Source organism: Vibrio sp. D173a (genome assembly GCF_030248475.1).
In genome coordinates this window covers 1-8651 of the sequence record NZ_JAHGAH010000227.1, presented here as the reverse complement: position 1 = coordinate 8651, position 8651 = coordinate 1, and the positions used below count along the sequence as shown (strand labels likewise).

The 8651-nt window shown below is 42.8% G+C and carries 3 protein-coding genes; all 3 read right to left on the bottom strand.

Translation table 11 applies throughout. The annotated features are described in order from the left end of the window. Positions 1–28 precede the first annotated feature (28 nt). The 3 genes from KIV40_RS20955 to KIV40_RS20945 all read right to left on the bottom strand — a co-directional run bounded on the left by KIV40_RS20955 (position 29) and on the right by KIV40_RS20945 (position 7859). Positions 29–4789: an OmpA family protein gene (locus KIV40_RS20955; protein ID WP_285351130.1), complete on the bottom strand. Its 4761-nt coding sequence runs from the start codon at positions 4787–4789 to the stop codon at positions 29–31. Beyond that, a complete protein-coding gene (locus KIV40_RS20950; protein ID WP_285351129.1) occupies positions 4783–6096 on the bottom strand; it encodes a hypothetical protein in 1314 nt (437 codons plus the stop codon). The genes KIV40_RS20955 and KIV40_RS20950 overlap by 7 nt, the downstream gene beginning before the upstream one ends. Before the next feature lie 65 nt (positions 6097–6161). Then, positions 6162–7859 (bottom strand): hypothetical protein, encoded by a 1698-nt coding sequence (locus tag KIV40_RS20945; RefSeq protein WP_285351128.1) that lies wholly within the window; start codon positions 7857–7859, stop codon positions 6162–6164. Positions 7860–8651 lie beyond the last annotated feature (792 nt).

The window sequence follows — 8651 nt, the reverse complement described above, 5'->3', positions numbered from 1 at the left end:
CCCGAAGGCGGTTTTTTGTATCCGGGTACTAATTCTCTACCCAGCTATCAATCATATCGATCCTCGTTTCGAACAAGCTATCAAAATGGTCGTTGTAGCTCATCCACTTCTGAAGGTTGATATGTGGTTTAAATTTAATTTCCTTAGAATGATCAGCATACTCAAGGTCTGTTTTGAGCTTATTAAGCTGTTTAGCAGCCTCAACTTCGTCTTCTTTGTACTTGAGTTTGATCCAGTTACTTGGAATTCTAGTCACACCACTATCGACCATGTGCATTCCATCACCTTTCTCTAAATCTAGTCCTGCTCCAAACGGAGCATTGACTTGTATACCAAAGTTGATGCCTTTCCTTGAACTGCTTGGTGCAATCATCGGCCTTAAGCCATTTACTTTGTGACCAAATAGATTGATATAAGAAAGCTCTTCCACACTGGCAAACAAAGTGGTTTCTTCCTCCCTTGCACCACTCCATGTCGACAGTGCTATATGTTCTAAACTTTCTGAATTCATCTTAACCAGATCTTCTTGAAGATCAGATAGTGACTTAGGCATTTTTTCGATTTCAGATCTTTCAAAGATAAAAGAGTCACCCACCTTTTTCACTGTTCCGAGTCGTGCGACTGCTTTAAAATCTGTCACTGGACATAGGTTTGAGCCAGGCCATAAGTTTGGATCATAAGAAAATTGAACGTGAATTGGGATTAGGTTTTTGTCAAAACCTTGCTCCTCTAAATTATCAGGATCACACGGTTTTGAGCGAATCAGAAGAGTTGCCGTCGTTTCTTTATTCCAGTCAAACGCAGTAACTTTACCACTCATGCGCTTATCAGCTTTTAGGAGAGGGTCATCCCCATCTTTCTTGGCAGAGGCGTATTTTAAGCCACTTTGCCCTAAGTAAAGGCTCACTTTTGCCCCATCAAAAACCTGTGGATATCGTACTTTCTTACCCTCAGGTGGCGTTAAAAATGTCTTCTCATAGAAGAGACCATCGCCAAAAATAGCGCCGCTAAAGTTGATAAAGTCTTTTGTTAACTCATATTGACGAGATGGTGACAACGTTACGTTAAATTGGTCGATGGTTCTCTCTTTGCTATCTGCCGAACCAAACGAGCGCAGCACATTGACACGCTTTTCTGTCTTACTTTGACCTGGCACTTTTAGCTCAAAAAAGTAGCTCAGGAATTTGAAACCACCCGAGACGGTCGAGCTAGCAGTTGTATCAAAGAGACTCTTCAATGCAGCATCATCGTAGTTAGCAACTGGTCGAATACCAAATACACGTGTAGTACCAAAGAAATAACTTGGCTGAATAATGACGCCAAGTTTCTTCGCATTATTGTCATCGCCAAAAATCACTTCTCTCTCTTGTTCAGAAAAGTTCACAGGTGTTAACTCTGATACATATTCTATGTGAGTAGAGGCAACACTATCACTCCACTTCCAGTTTCCTTCATTTGAACTATGTGAGATGACATCAAGACAAATCGGCAACTGACCAATAACGTTGCTGTTATCTTCGCTCCCACCCCCATCTTTTACCAGCGCTACGACCTTAACATTGTCATAGGGTGTCAGCATTGCACCGTTATCTCGATAATATTGCTCAAACGGCACCCAATCATCATACTTTGGAACTGAATCATTACTTTTATAAGGTCGACGAACAAAGACTTCGACTCTCTCGAAGATACTGTCATCTAATCCTGTTGGTGGTTTATCCCCTAGTAATGCTTCGAAATGGCTGTCGTCTTGACTTGCTCTGTAATGAATTGGGAAGTAATGGTTATATCGCTGAGCTTTCTCAGCCACCAAGTCGGTCAAATCATCGGATGAATAATGTCGGTAAACATTAACACCTTGAGCGTATATTTTGGCAACCGAAGCGCTACCAATTTGGTTGTATGATTGACTGTAGCCATTTTTCTCCATCCAAACTTCATCTAAGTGTTCAGCACCCAGCAGTGAGATATCAACACTCCAATCATCATTGAGGATGAACTCATCAATATAGCCCAGCACATCGAGGTCACTGAACTGATTGATTTTAGGACCACTCAGCACATCAGCGTCACTTAATATTCCGCCACCGCTAAAAGCAGGATTCGCATTGACAGCGTGAAAGCTCTTAATCAAGCGAATCAAACCATTCAACGCAATCATTCGCTTCATATAGGATTTTAAGTACACTCGTGTCGCATTGGGGATATCTGGCTGTGCTAAAAATTGGTTAAACGCCATAAGATCTTGATGACGGATGGAATCAACCTGCTTAACGCATTTTTGATATTCAGTGTTTGGCTTTAAGAGGTCCATAATGGCAGTAGCAAGCTTTACACCTTCCACCCCAGCGGCAATAACTTTTGCTGGCGGGAAGGCCATGGCCGCCCCACCAATTAATGCATTCAAACCGGATTGGATAAACTCCAGCATCGCCTGATCTTCGTTCATGTCCTTGGCAATTTTTATCTTTGCCGCCTTTTCAACATTCATAAGGCCTGCGCGACACGGCGGATATTCCACAGAACGGCTAAACGCGAGATAGATTTCAACCCGACGGTTTTTTACTCGCTCTTCAATCGTACGGTTGGTATTACCAGGTAACGAAACTGCATACCCTTTTGCAACAATTTTGAACAAAGGGGACCAAACGCTTCGAGCGTCCGGAGACATCGCATCAAGGATTGCCTCTTTGACAGAAACAGCACGCTTTTCCGATAGAGCCAAGTTGTAGGCTTCTGACCCCATATTACAGGTATGGCCTGTTATGACAATTTCGAAAGGGTTACTGATTAACGCCTGTAACTGCTCAGCGATTCTTTTGTGCACACTACCTTTTTCAGTGACTTGGTAAGAATCGAACTCAAAAAATGTCATGTTCAACCGAAGTAACACGTCTTCTACACGCTGGTCTAGTGAAACACTGCCTTCTTCTACAAACAAATCTGGCATTTCATTTCTTAGTTGATTGACAGCATTTTGATACTTCTCTTCCGTTCCCTGAAAAGCTTGTGCTTTATCTGCCTGTACAGAAGCGGTTGTTGCCATGTATTCCTGTATTTTAGATAGTAAATCTCCGTGTGCTGAGCCTTGAGCTGCTTGACTTCCGCTCCAATTGGCATAGCTATTTACCGCATCGTAACCCAGCTCCGCAATAGTTAGGGGTTTATCTAACATGTCTAACGCTTTCGTTCCGATCCGCCCTGCGCCAGTAAGGTATGGCAAAATGGAAGCGCTCCATAACGGAGAGACTCTATCCATCTGCGCATGAAACTTCTGACTAAACCACACTATTTGTGCATTAATGCGGCCATTCATAAAGTGAGCAGATTGGGTCACTTCGTTCGGATAGTGATCATTTAGGTCCGCCACAGCTTTGATGAAAGCTGTAGACGCTTGTGTAGCACCCAAAGTTTTACTCACGGTAAATGCTAGCTGAGCAAGTTCAGTATCTCCAGTGTTAATACTTGATACTGAAGAAGCTGCAAATTTACTTAACGTCCCCCAACTGATGCCATCTTTTAACACACCGGAAGTTAACTCCAAACTGCCTTTTACCGTTTGAAACGTTGCCCACGTTGAGTTTGGTAAACTGGTTTTGATCTCCTTTCGTTCAATCAGCTTTGCTGGGCTGTCGTAAGGGAATGCTTCTAAATCGGCATTCAAATGAGGGAAGAATTGTGGGGCGTGGTTAATTAAAGCTTCTTCAACGGAGATAGGATCGCCATTAACAACGGATGTACGCCCCGCGGTTGTGTGAATATCCAGAGCAAGGGCATTTTCTTTTAGACTGTAACTTTTTGGTATACCTTTAGCATCAAGAATAGTTGCGAACTGTTTTGTATCGTCTTCATCGATTTTCTTCGAAAAATCTATATTGATTCGAAGTGAAGTATTTTGGCTACTCAGCGATAAAACACTTTCCGAGTTTAGCCAAAACGTTGCTACATACATAGGCTCGTCTTGGCTAACCTGACCATCTGTAGAGTACTTGTACAAGATCTCTTTAACCGTTGATGTGGGTAAAACACCATGACCCTCTGTCTCAGATCCTTGGATATTAATGCCTTTTGGTAAATCGGCTAATGCCACCTCAGCGCCAATATAATCCTTTGAAGAAAAAACAACCTGGATAGTATAAAATTGCGGAACTTCAACTACATGTATCTGTTTAGAGTAGCTCTTGTTGTACCACTTTGCGTAGTTGTTAAAGAAATCACTGCTTTTGTCAACTTGCGCCGAGGGCGGAGCCAGGCAATCTTGCTCGACACTTACACGCTTGACGCTTAGATCGGTCACACAGGCAGGTTGCCCTTTATCATCTTTTATCTCCTTAAGATCTTTGTAAGACAACAAGTTGTAGAGTTTAGTTAACCAAGGTTCCTGGTTTTTACTCGCTTGGGCTGCATTCGCCATCTGGCTTAATGGCACCAAGTAACTTGGGAAAAACAACACATCTTGCACGGCGCCCTTGTTAATCGCAGCTTCCACACTACCCTTTGCCACAGGAGCCCTTAGTAACTCAGCGCCTATCTGATCAGAATTGAATTCTCGAGTCGCTAAAATATTAAGTTTGCCCAACTCATCACTAACCGCGATGGGATTTTTACTGCTGGTAGATATCTGCTTGTTAGTAACAGTGTGGTCTGCAACAAACTCCTGTTTGACTTCCAAGCTAGGAATGACCAATGTTTCATGGGCTAATGGGAAAAAGCGCCCAACGGGTTTGCCATCCCTGTCATGCAATCTTCCCATTAGATAAAGGCCCGGAATATCGTAACGTTTTACCATTTCTTCACCCCCATATATTCCCTTACTTGATCCATATCTTTAAACAGCGCTTTCATATCGTAAAACTGAGCACAGCTCTTGAAACCAGCCCGACTGCGAGCACAGTGTCGACGTAACTTTTCTGTAACGTCTGGTAAGAGTTCTTCAAATTGCTCTTTGGTAGGGATAGGAGGCATAAAAGGACGCAAATCCATACTTTCAAAGTCTGCATACATATATAAAGGGATAAAGAAGCTTAAGCGATGAAGTCGGTCATAGTCGAACTCACCATCCCCCGTTTTTAACGCATAGTAATAGCCCAAGCCATCAAACATTCCCGCTTCTCCGGGCTGTTTCAGACGAACAATTTTATTGCCATTTGCTCTCGCATACCACTTACCTCGCTGAAAAACATACCTTTCTGGCACCTGTTCAATTTTTTTCTGAGGGTCTTCAAGTGAGTATAAGTTGTAGGGTTTGCGTTGATTACAGGCTAGATACTTCTGCAGCGCTCCTTTGGTAAAACGGGTCAAACATTCAGGAGCTAAATACTCTTTTTTACCAAGTAAAGACATATCTGAAAAACGGAACACTAATTGCTGATCAGGGCCTTGGTTATCGGCATCATCTATTTTTCTTACTTTATAGATAAATCGGTCATTCACCTGATCAATAAAGAAAGCATAACCATCACGCAGCGGATTGAAGGTTTCTTTATCAACGTGGATCGCAGATTGAAATACGTCACTTCGATTGTGGCTTTCGAGTTCAAGGCGCTGTGGGTTACGACTATCAGAGTCAATAAAATAGAACTCTTTACTATCTTGAGTAAAGGTCGCCGACGTGCAAAACTCCGCCTTAACGATGGTTTCTCTTTTCTTTAAATCATAAACAGCGCAATTAGCCCATGCTCCATAACCATAATAGCGAAACGCTAGATATCTCCCATTAGGAGAACGCTGGATATCATTCCCCCCTGCTGGTAATTCACCAAATTCGTCGCGATGAAGTAACAACCGGACATCCGTTCCATCTAGGTTCATAGTATAGATGGTAGAATCTGGTCCATAGTTAAACATCACTTGAGGTTGAGTGTGCTTTGAGTTCCACTCTTCCTTGGGAACACCTTCAAGGGTTTCTATTTCGATTTGCCATCCCCGAATTTTTGAAATCGTGTCCCTTTGATTGCTATACGATGTAGATTGTACTATTCCGCGAAGGTTTGAGATGTAATTTTTATCCATTGGAGGCTTACTTTGCCAATGTATCACACCAACCCCAGCCAATAAGGCAGCAACAATGGTGCTGCCTATTATGATTTTTTTCATATTTCGCTCATTCTCTTCATGATTTGATAAACCGAGGTCTAAAGCACACTCCCCGTGTTATCACTTTAATTGGCGTTGATAAGCTCTAGCATCATGTCTAATGTCTTCTTTTGACGCTCTCTTTCTTCATTAACTTCATCAGGCACTCGCTGTTCTTCGTGCTTAGAAGCCATCGGTAATTCTGGTGGTTCTGCGGTGATCTCTTGGTACGTCAGCCCTTCAAACATCATCACCGCGCTGTCTTGCCCCCCAAGGTGCGAAAGCACAAGTGTAAACTTTCCTTTGGGAGGCATACCTGTCACTAAGGCACTGATATAACCATCCTTACTGATTAACTCAAAGGGCGCGGTCACTCGCCAGTCACTTTCAGAATCCTCCATAATGGCAACCAAGCCGTCATACGAAGCCAACGAGTAAGGGTCTAGCTGTTCTGCCAATGGGCCATCTGCCAAGCCAACTTCCAAACGGACAAGAAAACCACTGTTTTTTCCATCCACATAAGCAATAACCGTATTACTCTGGTCGTAACTACGAACGATGGCTTGTTGGTCACTCAGCCATGGCATGTCGTCTTCGGTCACCTTGTGGATGGCTGCGCTGTCTACATCGGAGGTGAATTCTTTTGCACTGAATGACTGTGCGTCACTGTAACTGCTTAATTCATCTAATGGCGTGCTGGATTTATCTAGCAAACCAGCATCCGATTCTAATGCTTCAATTTGAGCAAAGCGCTTTTGCTTTGGTGAGAAAATGATCTTGAGTCCATTTTCTCCCTGTTGGACTTCACCCGATATTTTGTAAGGTGCCCAGAAATGCGCCATGGCAAAACCACTTGCGCTTCTTTGTATTACCTGAGGTGTGTCTTTTTTCTTTTCTTCTTGCTCTAGGGTACGGTAATACTCGACGTCAACATCTTGGTAGTAACCTTTCTCGTTTATGGCCATCTCTCGCCAAAGCTTCCCTTTCCAAAACACATAAAGGAAACCACCACGCAAATCAGAAGCTTTTGCTTTGTCGTTGCTGCCATCTAAGTAAGCCAAAGGTCTCACAGGCACCAACACGTTATCCCACTCATCCATCTGCGTTTCTTTATCAACGGGTTGCAGGTCTTCGGCGAGTTTAAGCAAGATTGGCTGAGGCTGGTCAGAACAAGGGATTTTGATATAAAGCGTTTTGCCTTCAGCATCCAGATCTTTAAACGTGGCAAGGCTACGGTGTTTGTTCTCGGTATCAGCCTTGCCTACAGCAACTTTGTCTTTTTGAGCGTCGGTTTTTCCCAACATCAAAAAGGCTGCGTTACTAGACCACTGCCCAGCAAACTCGACAACAATTTTATGTTCTGGACTTGGCTCATAAGGCACATGCGCGTAGCTGCGAACCAAAGTAACATCGTCCGTTACCTGCTTATAACCCGCTTTATAGACTTTGCTTTCACCAGTCGATGAGACAGATTCAAGCTGTGCTTTTAGCCTTGGGAAACTTTGTAATTGGGTATCTGTTAACGGCGTTCTACGAGAGAAGGAAGACAACGCCACCCAGTTACCACTTCCTAACTCATTTCGAATAGCCGTTAGCAAGCCGGCGCTAGACTTTTTAGCAGAGATTGAGATCTTCTGAGCAAGCTCTTTAGGCAGGTTTCTGAGAATGTCTTCTGAATTTCGCATACGCGAAAGCTGCCCTATACACTCATCAGGTGTAAGGACGTAGGATAGCTCGTTGGAGGAAAGCTTCGAGCTAGGTATAAATTTGCAAACTAAATGCATTTGAATTCTCCACAACCAACATCGTAAAGTATGGTTGCGGTGACGTTTAAGCTGATAAGGCTTACTGGTACGATTTGGTGCGTTAATGCTACTAATTTAATTCATAACATTCAATCACATAGAAAACCTGCAGAAAAACCAAAAACGCCCCAAACCAACAAATTAACAGTCCATAAAGTCACTTTAACTAGCAATTTGGACACATTACCTACTGTACTTATTCAAAAAGAAGGCTTTAAGAAAAACAGTTTTTTTTACTTTTGGGCAGAAGTTAACAAATTCAGTTTAAGCGCTGATTGCCACAGGCTGAGATTTTGAAGGGATATGCACTCCTCAGTAGCAATAAATAGCTTATCGCTACTGAGGAAGTATGAATAAAAAAGGTGAGTGCGTGTCACACTCACAAAAACGCGTAATCGCTTTGATGTGATGCTAGGCTGGTGCCACTTCATTACAATTACACAACTGATAGGTAGTAACCTACCTTATGCAGAACTCTATACTTGGGGTATAGCATCGCGTGTAACTATATAATATTGCGAAATATTCTCAACGTGGCACATTCACCACCACATACCTTTATTGACCCGCACAATCACTTTAATAACAACTAAAAGCAAAATTGCTTTAGGCATTCTAGATGTTTGACCTTGTAGAAAGACCGTCGAGTCATCTGGCTCAATTATGAGAAAATGCGAATCATTTGACTTAGATCACTTAAATACGAGCAAAAAGAAAGCGAGCTTAATGCTCGCTTCCTTTTAGGCTGCTTTCAGGGCTGTCTCTTGATCA